Genomic DNA, 17,207 nt, shown 5'->3' with positions numbered 1-17,207 from the left:
GATGAGTGGCTGAATCACCACCGTTCGGGCCCCCACCCATCATCCGCCGCCGAATAGCATCGCAACCACTGCGCCGACGAAGCGGGCGCGCAACGGTGTCGTGAGACGGCGAACGAGGAAGGGATCATCGGAGGATGAACCGGGTCGGTGTCGAGTGCGGGGGGACGTTCACCGATCTGATCGTCTTCGACGACCAGGGCGGCCTTCTCGCCACCCACAAGGTGTTCTCGACGCCGCTCGACCCCTCCGAGGCGGTCGTTGACGGCCTGCGTGGCCTTGGCCCCGAACTCCTCCGGGGCGCGGTGCTCTACCACGGTTCCACCGTCGCCACCAACGCCCTGATCGAGCGTAAGGGTGCCAGGGTGGGCTTCCTCACCACCGCCGGCTTCGAGGACGTCCCCTTCCTCCAGCGGCAAGATCGCGAGGAGATGTACGACCTCGGCGTCGTCGTGCCCCAGCCCCTGACCGGGCGCGAGATGATCCGCGGTGTTGTGGAACGGGTGACCGCCCGGGGCAAGATCAGCCGACACCTCGACGAGCAGCGGGCCAGGGCCGCGATCCGCGAACTGGCGGAGGCCGGTGCCGAGTCGTTCGCGGTCAGCACGTTGCACTCATACGCGAACACCGAGAACGAGGATGCGGTTGCCCGGCTGATCGAGGAGATCGCGCCAGGCATCCCGGTATCGCGCTCTAGTGCCGTCTCCGCGGAGTTCCGCGAGTTCGAACGGGCAACGACCACGATCGCCGACGCATTCCTCAAGCCTCGGATCGCCGGCTACCTGGAGCGACTGGAGCAGCGCCTGGGCGAGTTCGGTGTCGAGACCATGTACGTGATGCTCTCCAACGGCGGCATCGTGCCTGCCCGCACCGCGGCGAACGCTCCGATCTCGATGCTGCGCTCCGGCCCCGCCGCGGGCGTCGCTGGCGCTATCGAGGTCGCCGGCGCGAAGGGCATCGGAGACATCGTGACCATGGACATGGGCGGCACCAGCACCGATGTCGCCGTGGTGCGGCAGGGCAGCGCTGAAATGGCCACCCAGCTGCGCGACGGCGGCCTCCCCATCAACGTCGCGCACGTCGACATCGTCGCCGTCGGAGCCGGCGGGGGGAGCATCGTCGACGTCGACCAGTGGGGTCTGCTCAACGTCGGCCCGGAGTCGGCGGGCGCGGACCCTGGCCCGATCAGCTACGGACGGGGCGGCGAGCGAATCACCGTGACCGACATCGACATCATGCGCGAGTTCCTCCGTCCAGAAATGTTCCTGGGCGGCAGCGAGCGTTTGCACCCTGAAGGAGCGTGGACGCGGCTCGCAGAGCTCGCGGAGCGAACGGGCCGCCCAGTGCCTGATCTGCTCGAGGACGTCTACACACTTGTCAACGTGAACATGGCGAACGCGGTGCGGATCGCCACCACGGAGCGCGGAATCGACCCGACCGAGTTCGACCTCTTCGCCTACGGAGGGGCCGGCCCGCTGCACGCGGCGAAGGTCGCGGAGGATCTCAAGATGCGGCGCGTGATCGTGCCGCCGAACGCCGGGATCGCCTCCGCCTTCGGACTGCTCGCCGCCGACTTCAAGCGGGAATACTCCCAAACCTGGTTCGTGCAAAGCGAAGAGGGCGGGGACCTTGCCGAACCGGCGGGTCACCTCTTCGAGCGGGCCGCCGCCGACCTGGAGGCGTACGGCCTCGACATCGCCGACGGCGATCTGAGCTACATCGCCGACATGCGCTATCGGGGGCAGGGCTTCGAGATCGCGGTCGAAATGCCCCACCCGGATGCGTCTGTCAACGAGATGCTGGTGCGGTTCAACGACCACCACGCCGCCCGCTACGGTCACGCCGACCGCGACCGCGCGGTGCAGATCGTCACGATTCGGCTCACCGTGCGAATCGTGAACCCCGCCAAGCCTCGGATAGTCGCCCAGGTCGGGGATACGAGGCCGCCGGGGCGTCGAATCACGGTGTTCGAAGGTGGCGAGAGCCGTGCGGCCCTGCTCTTCGACCGCGCTGAGTTGGCGACCGGCGAGAGCTACCGAGGCCCGGTGATCGTCACCGAGCCGACCTCGACGACCTTCGTACCGAGCGGCTGGACACTGCAGGTCGACGAGCTGGCCAACCTGACTCTTGAAAGGGGCTGATCCGGGGTGACCGAAGTGGGGATCGCCGACTTCAGCGTGATCAAATCGGGGCTGGACGCAGCCGTGCGTGAGATGTCGGTGAATCTGCGCCGCAGCGCATTCTCGTCGATTGTGCGCGAGATGCGCGACTTCGCGGTCGCCGTGACGGACACCAAGGGCGAGGTAGTAGCCCAAGCGGAGTGCATCCCGATCATGACCGCGGGCATCTCACTCGCCTTCCGGGCGATCGGCGAACTCGGCGAACTGGACGACCTGACCCCAGACGACGCGTTCATCATGAACGATCCCTACGCGGGTGGCCAGCATCTGCAGGACGTCTACCTGTTCTCCCCTCTGTTCGACAGCGACGGGGTCCACATCGGCTTCGCGGGCAACACTGCCCACCACGTGGACCTCGGTGGTGCGCACGCGGGCCTCACCGCCAACGCGAAGGAGCTCTTCCAGGAGGGCATCCGCTTCCCGATGAGCCGCTTCTCCGTTTCGCGCGACTTCGACTCACCGAACGGGTTCGTTCGGCGTTTCATCGCGGCCAACGTACGCACACCCGACTCGGTCCTCGGCGACCTCCGTGCCCAGTTCGCCGCGAACAACACGGCGGCGAACCGGCTGCGCGAGATCGTGGACAAGTTCGGCCGCGCGAAGGTCCTCGCGGTCATGGAACACCTCAAGGACTACTCTGACCGGCGGACCCGAGCCTCGATCCGGCGCATTCCCGACGGGGTCTACTCGGCGACCGAGGTCTTCCAGCGAGGCGGAGACGCTGCGATGGTCGAGATCGCAGTGACCGTGACGGTGGCCGACGACCAGCTCGTTGTCGACTTTACCGGGACGGGCGATCAGATCGACAAGCCGCTGAACTGCCCGCTGGCGTCGACGATCTCGGCAGCTCAGTCCGGGGTCCGCTGCATGCTCGACGACACCGACATCGATTTCAACGAGGGCTGCAACCGAGCGCTGACCTTCGTCGTGCCTCACGGCAGCGTGCTGAACCCAAAGTTCCCCGCGCCGGTGCGCTCCCGCCTGACGCCGGCCTCGCGAGTCTTCAACGGCGTGGTGAAGGCCCTCGGCCAGGCGATGCCCAAGCGCGCGGTCGCGACCGGCTTCGACACTTCGACAGCAGTTTCACTGAGCAGCCTGAAGCGCGATGGCGCCTACGAGGTGGTGGTCGAACTGATCGGCCACGGATGGGGCGGATGCGCCGAGCACAGTGGCGCGGACGGCTTGGACAACCCGATCTCGAACTGCGCGAATGCCCCGATCGAAGCCTTGGAGCTGGACTACAGCCACTTCGAGATCGACGAGTATTCGCTCCGCCGCGATTCAGCAGGTGCCGGCAGGAATCGAGGCGGCTACGGCGTACGACGCACCTACCGCGCCACTCGAGACGGCGTGCAGATCTCCGGTTACAGCGACCGCCAGATGATCGGGCCCGACGGCATCTTCGGCGGCGGATCCGGCGCCCCCGGATCCCACCTCATCAAACGCGCCGACGGCAGTGAGGAGCGGCTCCCGGTGATGTACGAGCGGATCCTGAACGAGGGCGACCAGATCGTGATCGAGACCGGGGGCGGTGGCGGATACGGCGAGCCGACGCCAGTCTGAGAACGTGTTGGGGAAGTCGAGGCCGTCGCGAGCGGCGCACCCGTGATGCTCCGCAAGGCAGCGGACTCGCGGCCATACCGGGTTGCTCGCGAGATTTCGCAACGCAGCGGAGCGCCGGTGGGCGCCGCGCAGCAGACCCATAGGCTTCTGAGTACGTGTTAGACGCCGCGTGATCCGGAGCGGCCCATCAGACGAACAGCCCGAGCGGCACGTGAACCAAGTTCACTCCCGGGGCTGAGATCGCCTCCGCGAGCACCGCCTCCAGATCTTCAGCGCGAGGGACGCGAAGGCCACGTCCGCCGAAGGCATCCATCAGCGCCGCCCAGTCGGGCTGGGCGAGGTCGACGGCAACCGGCGCGATGCCGCGCGCCGCCTCGTTCTCGCGGATCTCCTTGTAGCCGCCGTTGTCGACACAGACCACCGTCAGGTCCAGCCCTTGCTCGACGGCGGTCTGGAACTCCTGCAGCGCGAACATCAGCGCGCCGTCGCCGAGGACGCTGACAACGGTTGCCTCGGGGCTGGCGACTTTGGCGCCGATGGCGGCGGGGAGGCCGTAGCCGAGGGTCGCGTACGTCGGAGTCGAGAGGAATGCGCTCGGCCGCTCTGGTGCGAAGCGATACGCCATGCCGAAATAGCTCACCTGCGAGGCGTCGCCGGTGACGATGCTGCCTTCCGGCAACATCCGGACGATCCGGGCGGCTAGGCGGTCCTCCACGGGCGCGAAGTCGGCGGATACCCGGACCAGCGACGTCCTCAGCTTCGCGAGGTCGAGGTGCGGAGCCCTCGGCTCGGTGACAAGAGTCGCAAGCGCGTCACGCAGCTGCTCGGTCACCCGTTCCGCATGCCCCACGAGCCCGACGGTGGCAGGGAGGTTCTTGTCTAGCTGGGACGCGAGGACGTCGATGCGAATCACCGCACCGCGCGGCGAGATGCTGTGGCCCCAGAGCTCCTGTCGGCCGATCTTCGCGCCAACCACTAGGAGCACGTCGGCATCTTCGGCGAGCTCCTGCACGTTCCGCAACCGCATCTCCGCGCCGAGCGAGTGCGGATGCGACTCGGGGACGACGCCCTTGCCGTTCAGGGTCGTGGCGATCGGCGCGCCCAGCCGTTCGGCGAGCTCCCGCAAGGTGTCCCCAGCGGCGAGACTGCCCCCACCGGCAACGATAAGGGGGCGCTGCGCCGCGCTCAGAAGGCGGGCCGCCTCATCCACCGCGTCGGCGTCTGCCGGGGTCGGCCCTGGTGCCGGTCGGGGTTCAAGCGAACCGGTCGCCAGGTCGGCCCGGCTCTGCAGCACGTCCAGCGGCATCTCGATGTACACAGGTCGTGGCCGACCGGTGCGGAACAGCGCGAAAGCGCCGTGGACGGCGTCGACGGCCTCCTGCGCAGAGGTGGCCCTGGTCGCTTGCGCGAAGACCGCCTCGGCTGCAGCGAGCTGGCCCTTGGTCTCGTGCAGCACCCCGCTGTCGTTGAACTCCTCGCCTCTGGGGGCGCCGGGGGCGAGGACGATCATCGGGCGGGACTCGCAGAACGCCGTTCCGGCAGCGGAGAGCACGTTCAGCAGCCCGGGCCCGGAGGTCGTGATCACGACGCCGGGCAGACCGGTCCGCCGTGCCCAGGCCTCGGCCGCGTAGCCCGCCCCCTGTTCGTGGCGAGTGGTGATCGGGCGGATGCCGAGGCGTCCGACGTGCCGGTAGAACTCCAGGTTGTGTGTGCCGGGGATGCCGAAGACGGTGTCGACGCCGTAACCGGCGATCACGGCGAGTACGGCATGGCCGGCGTTCATCGGGTCGATCCCGCGCGATCGGGCCAGCTTGGCCTCGGCTGCGGGGACGGGCTCATCTGTTGTGAGGCGGTGCGGCATCGGATCTCCTTCATCCGAGAGTCTTCATGACGCCTCCCGGAAGTGTGACCCCGCTCGGGTGGAGGAATCGCCACCAAACACGCCGGCGCGGTGTAGCCGACATGCGGCCGAGAGTTTCGGCCGCACGGCGCACCAAGCGGTGGTGAATTCCACACCGGAATCGCCGCCGAAGCCGTCCGCGCAACATCAGTGAGCGATGGATCTCGTTGCTAACTTCATCGACAACCCGCACATTGCACGCCGACACGGATCGGAGCATCCACCAATCCGTGCGCCTATCCACTGGCAGCACCCCGATTCCACGACGACGTTTGGAACGATCAAGGAGAGTCAGTTGAACAAGATCCTGCTCAACCAGTCGGCAAGCCTGGGTTCCAGCGATGGGCTGCAGATGAGCCGGCGGATGTTCGTCGCCGGCGCACTGGCGGTTCCCACCATCGCCACGCTCACCAGCTGCGGCCTCAACTCCGAGGCCGGCGGCGACGGCAAGGAAACCGCGAAGCGCACGCTCACCATCGGCATCGGTCAGCTCGCGCCATCCACCGACCCCCGGGTCGACGCTTCCTCGACGAGCCGTAGTTCCCTCATCCACGTCTACGACCGCCTCATCACCCCCAACAACGAAGGCGGCTTCTTGCCCAACGTCGCCACCGAGTGGGAGTTCAACGACGACCTGACGACCCTGACCCTGAAGCTCAACCCCGCGGCGACTTTCAGCAACGGCGAGCCCGTCGATGCGACGGCGGTCAAGTACAGCTTCGACAGCCAGGTGGACCCCAAGAACAACCCGGCCCTCATCGGCACCTTCTCCTCGGTGTTCTCCAAGGTGACGATCGTGGACGACCACACGGTGACCTTCCACATGCTCGCACCGAACATCACCTGTTTCAGCGCGCTCTGCTTCCTCTTCCTCGTCCCGCCGGTATACGCGGAGAAGGCCGGCTGGGGCATGGACGGCAAGGGCATCGGCTCCGGCCCCATGCGAGTGAAGTCGTTCGAGCCGAACGACCACCTCACCCTCGAGCCCAACCCCGACTACTGGGGCGACACGAAGGTCGAGAACCTCGACGAGATCACCTGGCTCAGCATAGAGAACGAGGGCGCCCGCCGCACCGCGCTGGAGAGCGGTCGCGCCGATATTGTGTTCCCCCTCTCCCCCGACAACTGGGGCTCCCTCAAGGACAACGACAAGTTCCAGGCGTACTCGACGCTGCTCGGCCAGTACCAGGCGCTGCTGCTCGGCAAGTACGTGCAGAAGTCGCCACTGAACGACGAGCGGGTCCGGCAGGCCGTGAGCTATGCGATCAACACCGAGCTGATCACATCGAGCATCCTCCTCGACACGACCGAGCCGACTCCGGGCCAGCTCGCAACCCCCGGCACGGCGTTCTTCAACGACAACGTCTCCGCCTACCCGTTCGACCAGGACAAGGCCAAGCAGCTGCTCGCCGACGCCGGCTACCCGAACGGGTTCAAGATCGACATGGAGTCGACCTCGGGCCGCACCCCGGGCGACGACGACGTGTGCGCCGCCATCGTGCAGATGCTCGGCGAGGTCGACATCACGGTGAACTGGACCGCGCTGCCTGCCACGGAGTGGCTCGATAAGTTCCGCAACGCGACTGGCGCTCCGCTCTACTTCATGAACATCAGCATGGAACCGTCGATGATGCCGGAATACTGCATCGGTCTGTGGACCACGGGAAGCTTCACGAAGGTGATGTCCGATCCGGACTACGACGCGCTGGTCGCCAAGACGCTGAGCACGAAGGACGACGCAAAGCGCGCGAAGCTCGTGCAGGACTGCCTGAGCTTCCTTCACGACGCCGCGCCCGCGGCGTGGCTATATCAGATCCCGATGCTCTACGGGCTCGCCGCCGACGTGAAGAACTTCGTCGGGAACCCGGACATGTCGCAAGACCTCACGAAGGTCACCTTCGCCTGACAACGCCCGTCGGGACGCACGCCCTCGTCTCGTGATTGCCGTTCTCCGATCACGAGACGAGGAGCGTGCCCCGGCGCTCCTACCGATCCACTCTGAAAGGAATCGCTCGATATGTGGCACAGCTCGGCAATCCACGAGAAGGACATCCAGCCGGAGTACTTGACGGCCGCACGCGAACTCCGCCAGAGGTTCGAGGAGACCGCGGGCGAGGTGGACCGCCGGGGGACGTATCCCGAGGAGAACATGCAGCTCATAGGCGAGTCGGCGCTGCGCAAGCTCCAGCTGCCCAGGAGCGTCGGAGGTAACGCCTCCGACAATCCGATCGACGACATCCCTACGACCGTCCAGCTGCTCAAGCACCTCGGTGCCGGCGAGCCGTCCACCGCGCAGATCTGGATCTTCAGCAGGGACCTCTCCGTGATGCTGACCGGCGAGTCCTCGCCGCTGCCAATGGAGGTGCGCCAAGAGCTCGCCCGCGAGGTACGCGAGAACGGGGCCCGGTTCTGCGCGCCGTCCGCCGAGCGCTACTCGAAGCGGTACGACTTCCGCGTCCCGATCCGGCGCGTGGAGGGTGGCGTGGTCATCAGCGGGACGAAGTACTTCGCAACCGGTTGTGCCGGCTCTCGGTACGCCCACTCGTTCGGCCTGATGGAGGGCTACAGCAGCGTCATGGACGGCGGTGGTCACAACGTCCTCGTCGACATGCAGAGCCCCGGGGTGGAGGTGCACGACGACTGGGACAACATGGGTCAACGGGCCTCCTCAAGTGGCTCGGTCACCTACCACGACGTGTTCGTTCCCGACGGCTACCACTGGGCCCCGCCGAACGGCGGGTTCAACAAGAACCCCAACGACCCGACCGGCGTCGTCGCGCCGTTTGCGCTCGCGCCGATCATGCTCGGCATCGGCCTCGGTGCACTCGACGTCGTCAGCGACTTCCTGCAGAACCGCTCGATGTACAAGGGAGCGCTCGAGGACAACTCGATCAGCTATCAGCTCGGTCTGCACGCCGTTCGCCTCGCCGCTGCTGAAGCGCTGCTCATGGAGGCAGTCCGGCACGTGACCGCCTACTTCGCGGAAGGGCTCGGCACCAGGGCTGAGGCCGCGCTCGCGGGAAGTCGTGCCAAGGTTGCCGTCAGCAACGCGGTGCTTGAGTTCACAGCCGACATGCAGAAGTTCCTCGGCGGCCAGTCGACCTCGAACGCCTATCGTTACGATCGGTTCTGGCGCAATGTCCGAACCCTGACGCTTCAGGATGTCATCGACATCCGCGTCAAGCAGATCGGCGCCTGGGCCCTCAAAGGCGAGGAGCCCGAGGTGAGTTGGACAAGCTAGCAGTGGCATAGCCTGCCGACCCGCCAAAGCCCCCGGCGCGGACAACGTCGACCAAGCGGAGGAGCGCAGTTGTTCATCGCAATCTTGCGGCGATTGCTCTCGTCGATCCTCGTGATCCTCGGCGTTGTCACCACGGTCTTCGTCATCCAGCGCTTGGTGAGCGACCCCGTCTCGCCGTACGTGTCGAGCAACATGAGCTCCGGCGACATCGAGCAACTCCGGCACACCCTCGGCTACGACCAACCGTGGTGGGACCAGTTCCTCACCTTCCTCGGGCGGGTGCTGACCGGCCAACTCGGCACCTCGCGGGTCTATGGGATGCCGGTGATCGACGTCGTCGCTCGGGCCGCCCCGATCACCTTCACCATCGTGATTCTCGCGCTCGTGCTCTCCCTCGTCGTCGGGGTCGCGCTGGGCATCCTCTCAGCGGTATACAAGGGCAGCTGGGTCGACAGCACGATCATGAGTTGGTCGATGCTCGGGCAGGCGCTCCCGGCGTTCTGGCTCGCAATCCTCCTGATCCTCATCTTCTCGGTCTCCCTCAGGTGGCTGCCAGCCGGTGGGTACGGCACCGTGCCGCAGTTGGTTCTCCCCGTCCTCGCCCTCAGCGCGAACAGCGCCAACCAATTCGCGCGCGTGGTCAGATCGGAGATGATCGAGGTCCTCTCCCAGGACTACATCCGCACGGCGAAGGCGCAGGGCGTGGGAGATTTCCGCATCTTCATCCGTCATGCGTTCCGCAGCAGCCTACTGCCGGTCGTCACCGTGCTCGGCGTGCAACTGAGCGTGCTCATCACCAGCACCGTCGTGATCGAGCAGGTATTCTCCGTGCCGGGCGTCGGGCGACTCCTGTTCAACTCGATCATGCAGAACGACTACGCCGTGACGCAGGCCATCGCCATCTATGCGGCGATCGTGGTGACCCTCGTGAACCTAGTCGTCGACATCAGCTACACCTGGCTCGACCCGCGCATCAAGCTAGGGGCGCAATCATGACCGACGTGCCCAGAGCCGAGGCTGTCGAGACATTGCCGACCGCTGGAGCGCCCCGGGGTGATGCGCTGCGTTCTCTGTTCCGCAGCCCGCAGGGGATTGTCGGTCTCGCGAGCATTGTCTTGGTGCTTGCGTTTGCCTGCATTGTCCCGATCTTTGCGAGCGACCCCTACTACCAGGACCTCACGCAACGTCTCGCTCCCCCGGTCTGGGCCGGCGGCTCCTGGGCGCACCCCTTCGGCACCGACGCCCTGGGCCGCGACCTGCTCGCACGGCTCGCCGACGGCATCCGAGTTTCCCTCGTCATCGTCGTGGCGACCGTGCTCATATCCACCTTCATCGGAACGGCGCTGGGTCTCGTCGCCGGCTTCTGGGGCGGTCTCTTCGACTCGATCGTGATGCGGCTGGTCGACGTGCAGCTGGCGTTCCCCCAGATCCTCCTCGTGCTCCTCGTTGTCGGGACCATCGGACCGGGGGTCGGCACACTTATCGCGACGCTCTCAATCACCACCTGGGTGCTCTACGCCCGCGTCGTGAGATCGCAGACACTCGCCATCAAGAATCAGGAGTACATCGAGGCAGCCCGTTCCATCGGGTCTACGAGAATCCGCACCGCTGTCATGCACGTGCTGCCCAACGTGAGCGGCCAACTCATCGTGCTCGCGAGCTTCGCTGCGGCGAATGTCGTGCTGTTCGAGGCGGCGCTGAGCTTCCTAGGCCTCGGCGTCCCCTCACCGCAGCCCAGCCTGGGCGGCATCATTGCCGACGGCCAGGTGCATCTGACCTCGGACCCCTGGCTGTCGGTCCTACCTGGCATCGCGATCTTCTTGTTGGTGATCGGCGCGAATCTCCTCGGCGACTGGCTCCGCGAAGTGCTCGACCCCCGCGGCACCCTTCGGCAGGGGAAGGTCTGATGGACGCGGAGATCATTCCGACGAGCGCACCGACCGCCGCCGCGCTCGAGATCGAGGCTCTGACGGTCGAGGTCGGCATGATGGACCGCACCGTCCGGCTGCTCGACAACGTCAGCTTCGCCATCCAGCGAGGCAAGGTGCTGGGCCTTATCGGTGAGTCGGGCTCCGGGAAGACGATGACCGCGCTCAGCACAATAGGGCTCTTGCCGAGGGGTGCCAGGGTCGCGAATGGCTCGATCCGGCTCGCAGGCGAAGAACTGCTCACGAAGAGCGAGGCACAGATGCGGAAGGTGCGCGGAGCCCGTATCGGCTTCGTGTTCCAGGATCCGATGACGACGCTGAACCCCGTGCTGACCATCGGCATGCAGATCAAGGAGTCGCTCCGGGCGCACGGAATCTCCACGGGCAGAGAGGCCGACGACCGCGCAGCGGAATTGCTCGACATGATGGGCATCTCGAACCCGCGGATGCGTCTGAAGCAGTATCCGCACGAGTTCTCCGGCGGCATGCGTCAGCGTATCGTGATTGCGATGGCGCTCGCCTGCGAGCCGGAACTCCTCGTCGCCGACGAGCCGACGACCGCACTCGACGTCACGATCCAGGCACAGATCCTCGAACTCGTGCACGGGCTGAAGGACAAGACCGGCGTCGCCTGCCTGTGGATCACGCACGACCTCGGTGTCGCGGCAAGCCTCTGTGATGACCTCGCGATCATGTACGGAGGTCAGGTGGTGGAGACCGGCAGCATCGACCAGGTGTTCACGCACCCGTGGAACCCCTACACCCGGGCGCTCATCGACGCGCTCCCCCGGCTCGATCGGGATTCCGGAACCCGTCTGGCTGCGCTACCTGGCTCGCCTCCCCCGGCGTCCGCGGGTCACACCCGCTGCGCGTTCTACGAGCGCTGCGCGTTCCGCACCGAGCGCTGCGGCAGGGAGGTGCCGCGTCTCGTGCCGCGGCCTGGCGAAGGGGCGTTCTCGCGCTGCTTCGGGACCGAGGAGGGAGGCTGGATCGATGAGCAATCGCTCACTAGTCGAGGTTGACGGCGTATCCGTCGACTACCACATCGGCCGCGCCGGCATGTTCGGGCGCGGAAGGCAGTTCCGTGCCGTGGACCATGTCAGCCTCGACATCCCCGCCGGCAAGGTGTTCGCGCTAGTCGGCGAATCCGGAAGTGGCAAGTCGTCGATCGGCCGCGCGATCGCGGGGCTGAACAACGCGGCGACCGGCAGTATCCGCTTCGACGGCACGGATGTCACCCACGCCCGCGGCCCGGAGCTGCGTAGCTTCCGGCGGTCCGTGCAGTTCGTGTTCCAAGATCCCTTCGGCAGCCTCGATCCTCGAATGAGTGTGGAAGACATCATCGCCGAACCGCTCGTCGTGCACCGGCTCGAGCGCGGTGCGGCCAGGAACCGCCGCATCACCGAGCTCTTGGACCAGTGCGGGCTCGGACGGTCATGGCTGGACCGCAAGCCGCACGAACTCTCGGGCGGTCAGCGCCAGCGCGTCGGAATCGCCCGCGCCCTCGCGGTGCGGCCGCGGTTCCTGGTCTGTGACGAGCCAGTCTCGGCGCTCGACGCGTCCGTACAAGCGCAGATCCTGAACCTCCTGATGGACCTCCGGGAGGAGATGGGCCTTACCTACCTTTTTATCGCGCACGATCTCGGGGTTATCCGGCACATCAGCGATCAAGTGGCGATCATGTATCTGGGCACGATCGTCGAACAGGGGCCGCGGACGGAGGTGTTCGCCGATCCGAAGCATCCATACACAAGCGCGCTGCTCTCCTCCGCACCAATTCCGGACCCTCCGCTGGAGCGGAGGATGAAGGAGTCACGGATCGTGCTGCAGGGCGAGATCCCAGCGGCGGACTCCCCACCAACCGGATGTCGGTTCCACACCCGCTGCTGGCTCTATCAGGACCTGGACCGGCCCGCGGCGTGCGTCACGCAGGTGCCGAACACGCGCCCGGTGAGCGACGACCGAGAGAGCGCCTGCCACTTCGCGGAGCCTGATCGGATGTTGCCCACCCCAGTGGTGATCACCGAGGCACAGTCCGAGGAGACCCGGTGAGGTTCGACCGTGAGTCCGCAAGCGCGACCGACGTCCGCGAGGCAATGTCGCGTCTGGTAACCGGTGTCGTCGTGGCGACGACCCAGACCAGAAAGGGGCCATTCGGGATGACGATCAACTCGCTGACGTCGATCACCTTCGAGCCGCCGATCGTCCTGATCTGCCTGAACACCGCCAACCGCGGCTATCAGGCGATCCTTGAGTCTGGCTCCTACGCGGCGAACATCTTGGGAGGCTCCCACCAGTGGATCGCTCGGCGCTTCGCCACACCAGGTCTCTCGAACAAGCAGCGCTTCGACGGGGTGGAGACCCGCGTCGCCACCACGGGGTCACCGATCATCCGGGCCGCGGCCGGATGGCTGGACTGTCGAGTGGTCGACATTCAGTACTTGGGAACGCACGGCCTGTTCTTCGGGCAGGTCGCCGCGGCCGCCCAGGACGAGCTAGACGAGGTGCCCCTCGCCTACTACCAGCGGAAGATGTATCCGCTCGGCGTTCCGGAGTCATGAAGGTGAGAAGGATGGACGTATCGCAGATCGAGCCCGGCCGCGAGATCGTGCCGCCGATCACCGAAGATCTGCTCACGCTGGCCGGGAGCGCGCTGGACGCGGACTCCTTCCGCTCCCGGAACGACGCACTGAGCCGCATCTGCGACTACGCCCAGGCGCGGCTCGGATGTCTCGAGGTGGTGATCCGGGTGCGGGAGGACGATTCCACGCTCGTCATCAGCGGGACGACGCAGGGCAGGGAACTCGGCGACTACGACGCCGTCCTCGGCCTCGGGGACGAAACGCTCTCCTCTGCGTTCCACGGGCAGCGTAGTCCGAGCGTCGAAGTACTGAATAGTGGGCGGCCCCGCTTCGTGCGGGATGCCGACATGGATCCCGACCTCCCCACGAAGGAGCGCCTGCGCCAGGTCGGCATCCGATCGGCCTTCTACTACCCGATCGTCCGGCAGGGCGTCGTATTCGGTGTGCTCGCCATCTTCTGGGACGAGGATCGGGTGCTCAGCGACGAGGATCTCTCGTTCGTCGCAGCGATCTCACGTATCTCCGCGATCGCCGCGATGACCGCCGTCTTCGCGGACCAGACCGACGCGCTACGACGGGAGTCGGACGAACTCTCTGCGCAGCTGCAGAGAGACAACGTGCACTTGCGCAAAGTGCTCTCCGCGCAGAGCCGCATGATCCAGATCCTCAGCGAGGGCTCCTCGCTCGCGGTCGAGCAACTCTCCGGTGTGCTCGCCTCCGCGTTCGACAGCACCGTGCTCATCACCGATCGCGAGCAGCACCAACTCGCCTACTCCGGCCGGCCGACGCTCGCCGACCAGCTGCGTGGGGTCGCGACGGCCGATCTCCTGGATCGACCTGGCCCGGAGGACACGGAGGACGACGACTTCACCTACACGCTGCTGCGCATGAATGCCCCCGGCACCCACACCGACCTCGGCAACGTCGTGCTCTCGCCGGCGATCGACCCTGACGACGAGGTGGGCAGCGTGATGCTGCGGCAGGTGGTGCTCGCGCTGTCGGCGCACCTCTACGCCCGGCGCACCGACCGCGCACTCTCGACCGCCGTACTACCGGTGTCGCTGCTCGCCCTGACTCGAGACCTCTTCAGCCAGTCGCTGCTGAAGGAGGCATCCGCCCGGTTCGGCATCTCGCAGGAGAGCCGTCTGTGTCTCGGGATAGCGGCCACGCCGACCCCGGAGGCCGCGATGCGACTGAGCCGCGCCCAGAGCGTTTTCGAGGCGGCGAGGTGGCCGTGCATCACGGCAGTCGCTGACGGCAGCGACGTGCTCGTATTGCTCAAGGGCGGTGCCGTCGACGCGTCCGCGGCGCAGCGGTTGATGACCAGCCAGCCGCAGGTGGAGCAGATCGGGTTCAGCTCGCCCTTCCACGGTCTGGATCGGATCCCGAACGCGTTTCACGAGGCGCGGACCGCGAAGAAGTTGGCCGCGTCCACAGGAAGGTTCGCCTTCTACGACGTGCTCGGAACCTTCGCCGAGGTCACCGGCGCGATGAGCGTGGACCAAATGGTGTCCTTCGTTTCGAAGGTGCTAGGGCCGGTGGTTCGCTACGACGAGAAGCGCGACACGAACCTGCTCGACACCCTGAAGATCTTCGTTGAGAACAACGGGCGGGCCCCGGAGACCGCTAGGGCGATGTCGATCCACGTGAACACCCTGCACAAGCGCATCGCGCGCATCGAAGAGATCACCGGGATCAGCCTGCACTCGTTCCAGGACCTCTCCCGTGTGCTGCTGGCGCTCGACATCATGCCGACGCTCATGAAGCTTGAGGTGAACAGCGAGAACGAGTAGCCGAACCGTCGATCAGTCCATCAGACGAGGAACTTGGTGGCCAGACAAGGAGCTCGGTGGCCCCCTCCAACGATCATGTCGAAGCTGGGCGGCGAGAACCCGAGAAGCGCGATGCCAGACGGTCGAGCTAGCGGCTGGCCTTCGGTTGCCTTTGACAGTCCTTCGTGACGAACCCAATGCGGCGACGACCCGCATGCGAGGTGACGTCGCCCTCGCCCGTGGCTGGACCCAGGTGCCATCGCGGATCGCGGAGGTGACTTCGCCGGGCCAGCGTTGGCGGCGATGTGCTGCTCGACACGCCGGGCACGTTCCGTTCCGCGTTCGTCCGGGGAGTGGGCACGCCAACGGCCATCGGGGCGCTTAGAGGTTCCGCAGGTAGGTCACGGGCGTCGCTTTGGTCGTAGGGCCCATCGGTGGGTTAGCCAGGCTTCGGCGAGTAGCCGGCGGGTGATGATGACGGCGTTGGCCAGGGCGATGAATGCCTCGATGACGCGGGCTCGGCGTTCGGCGCAGATCGTGAGTTTCTTGAAGCCGCGGTTGTGCCAGGAGTTGGTCCGTTCCACGACCCAGCGTTGGTCTGCTTGGAGTGGGGTTCCCTTGGCGCTGATGACGCCGTGGCAGCCCAACTCCTCAAGCAGTTCACGAGTCTTGCCCGAGTCGTAGCCGGCATCCAGATGCACGGTGATGTCCTCGGGTAGCCCGACACCCAGACCCTCATCGAAGCGAGCCAGGCGCTCCAGAGTCGGGCGTAGCAGCGGGGAGTCGTTGCGGTGTGCCCCGGCGACCACGCACCCGATCGGGATGCCGCGGGCCTCGACCATGAGCGAGCGTTTCGTGCCCTGCTTCCCGCGATCTACCGGGGATCTACCTGCGGCTTCACCGCCGCAGGGTGCCTTGACGATGCACCCGTCGACCGTGATGTCGCCCAGGTCAAGGCCCACGATCTTGTCGTAGGCATCCAGGCACATCTGCTCTAGCCGAGCGAAGACCCCGGCCGTGATCCACTCATCGCGCCGGTTGCGGATCGAGGTCGCCGAACATGTGGAGTCAGCGATGCGTTCGTAGGCGGCGCCCAAGACGAGAACCTGGATCAGTTTGTCGAAGATGACCCGATCCGGGATACGTGGGTTGTGACAGCCCAGAGGGTGGGTGTCGATGTGTTCAGGTAGCAGCGCGGCGAACTGGTCCCAGACCGGTTCGATGACAGAGGATGGCAAGGCAGGCACGAGCACCTCGGGGAAGGAAGGCGGCGTTAGACACCCCTTCTGTTACCGAGGCTCGTGCCTGTTCTTCGGTAACGACACGCGCCTACCTGCGGAACCTCTTAGCCTGCCTTGAAGACGCAGATCCTGCGCATCGAACCGGCCTTCAAAGAGAACGACAACGACGCCGGGAGTTTCAGTGAGCTTCTCGGTCGCCACACCAGCCAGGTCGAGGTCAAGGAGAACAAGGCCAGGCTGCGCTCGGGAGGCAGTTGAGGCTGGCCCAGCGCTGCCCGGTCGTGAACGGCGAGTCGGTCAGCGCTGCTCGGACCGACCATTCGGCTCCGGTGTCGACGAGATCATCAGCGCCGAGGCAGGGCCATTCCTCACCCGGAAGTCCCGGTCAACCCCGAGTTCGCCCCTTCTGTCCAACCCTCTTCGGCCGCCAGAACCAACCAATCGGTCGCGTCCAACGCACGGGGCCGCCAAGCACACCGGCGCCCCCAACACTCGGGGGCGCCGGGCCCTGGAAGAACCCACCAGTTCCTCAGGTCTAGGTGACGGAATCAGACAAACAGCAACGGTGCGCAGTGGTGGTCGTCATGATCCCCGGGAGAGAGGTACGGTGGGCCGTGCCACAGCGAAGCGGGTCAGACGCCCCCGCGCTCTCCGGCTTGACACCATGCTCTGCCGCCGCGGTGCGTGCTCCGAAGACCGCCAGCGCTTTGGAGGCCAGCGCTTTCGAGGCCAGCGCTTTCGAGGCCAGGGGGTTCATACGTCCGTTGTACCCCTAGGGGTATCTCATCCACCAGGGTTCGCGC

General features: G+C 66.2%; 13 protein-coding genes. 11 read left to right on the top strand and 2 right to left on the bottom strand.

Annotated features, from left to right (window positions below; all coding sequences use genetic code 11):
• The first annotated feature begins 134 nt into the window (after positions 1–134).
• Entirely contained in the window at positions 135–2,138 is a 2,004-nt protein-coding gene (locus QM714_RS16560) for a hydantoinase/oxoprolinase family protein (protein ID WP_415102440.1), read from the top strand.
• A gap of 6 nt (positions 2,139–2,144) precedes the next feature.
• Positions 2,145–3,740, top strand: a complete 1,596-nt coding sequence (locus QM714_RS16555; RefSeq protein ID WP_415102439.1) for a hydantoinase B/oxoprolinase family protein — start codon at positions 2,145–2,147, stop codon at positions 3,738–3,740.
• Positions 3,741–3,927: 187 nt separating this feature from the next.
• On the opposite strand, the gene QM714_RS16550 is transcribed toward QM714_RS16555, so the two are convergent.
• Positions 3,928–5,601, bottom strand: coding sequence for a thiamine pyrophosphate-binding protein (locus QM714_RS16550; protein ID WP_415102438.1), 1,674 nt, complete (start codon positions 5,599–5,601; stop codon positions 3,928–3,930).
• Between the two features lie 334 nt (positions 5,602–5,935).
• Between QM714_RS16550 and QM714_RS16545 the strand changes: the two genes are divergently transcribed.
• The 8 genes from QM714_RS16545 (at position 5,936) to QM714_RS16510 (ending at position 15,184) form a co-directional block, all read left to right on the top strand.
• Complete coding sequence (locus QM714_RS16545) at positions 5,936–7,546, top strand: ABC transporter substrate-binding protein (protein ID WP_415102437.1); 1,611 nt, start codon at positions 5,936–5,938, stop codon at positions 7,544–7,546.
• A gap of 111 nt (positions 7,547–7,657) precedes the next feature.
• Entirely contained in the window at positions 7,658–8,881 is a 1,224-nt protein-coding gene (locus QM714_RS16540; RefSeq protein WP_415102436.1) for an acyl-CoA dehydrogenase family protein, read from the top strand.
• Positions 8,882–8,950: 69 nt separating this feature from the next.
• The gene (locus QM714_RS16535; protein ID WP_415102435.1) at positions 8,951–9,877 is read left to right on the top strand and encodes an ABC transporter permease; all 927 of its coding nucleotides are present in this window, start codon (positions 8,951–8,953) and stop codon (positions 9,875–9,877) included.
• Positions 9,874–10,788 (top strand): ABC transporter permease, encoded by a 915-nt coding sequence (locus QM714_RS16530; protein ID WP_415102434.1) that lies wholly within the window; start codon positions 9,874–9,876, stop codon positions 10,786–10,788. The genes QM714_RS16535 and QM714_RS16530 overlap by 4 nt, the downstream gene beginning before the upstream one ends.
• On the top strand, positions 10,788–11,831 hold the full coding sequence (locus QM714_RS16525) for an ABC transporter ATP-binding protein (RefSeq protein WP_415102433.1): 1,044 nt from the start codon (positions 10,788–10,790) through the stop codon (positions 11,829–11,831). The genes QM714_RS16530 and QM714_RS16525 overlap by 1 nt, the downstream gene beginning before the upstream one ends.
• A gap of 67 nt (positions 11,832–11,898) precedes the next feature.
• Positions 11,899–12,861, top strand: a complete 963-nt coding sequence (locus QM714_RS16520) for an ABC transporter ATP-binding protein (RefSeq protein WP_415102432.1) — start codon at positions 11,899–11,901, stop codon at positions 12,859–12,861.
• On the top strand, positions 12,858–13,370 hold the full coding sequence (locus tag QM714_RS16515; protein WP_415102431.1) for a flavin reductase family protein: 513 nt from the start codon (positions 12,858–12,860) through the stop codon (positions 13,368–13,370). Before QM714_RS16520 ends, QM714_RS16515 begins: the two co-directional genes overlap by 4 nt.
• Positions 13,371–13,381: 11 nt before the next feature.
• Positions 13,382–15,184, top strand: a complete 1,803-nt coding sequence (locus QM714_RS16510) for a helix-turn-helix domain-containing protein (RefSeq protein WP_415102430.1) — start codon at positions 13,382–13,384, stop codon at positions 15,182–15,184.
• A gap of 380 nt (positions 15,185–15,564) precedes the next feature.
• Here QM714_RS16510 and QM714_RS16505 read toward each other — a convergent pair whose 3' ends face one another.
• Positions 15,565–16,410, bottom strand: a complete 846-nt coding sequence (locus tag QM714_RS16505; RefSeq protein ID WP_415102429.1) for an IS5 family transposase — start codon at positions 16,408–16,410, stop codon at positions 15,565–15,567.
• A 108-nt stretch (positions 16,411–16,518) separates the two neighbouring features.
• Between QM714_RS16505 and QM714_RS16500 the strand changes: the two genes are divergently transcribed.
• Positions 16,519–16,662, top strand: coding sequence for a hypothetical protein (locus QM714_RS16500; RefSeq protein ID WP_415102428.1), 144 nt, complete (start codon positions 16,519–16,521; stop codon positions 16,660–16,662).
• Positions 16,663–17,207: the final 545 nt, after the last annotated feature.

It is taken from the genome of Nocardioides sp. (genome assembly GCF_047602075.1).
Classification (GTDB): Bacteria; Actinomycetota; Actinomycetes; order Propionibacteriales; family Nocardioidaceae; genus Nocardioides.
Note: the sequence above shows the minus strand (reverse complement) of the source record. Positions and strands in the feature narration are given on the sequence as shown.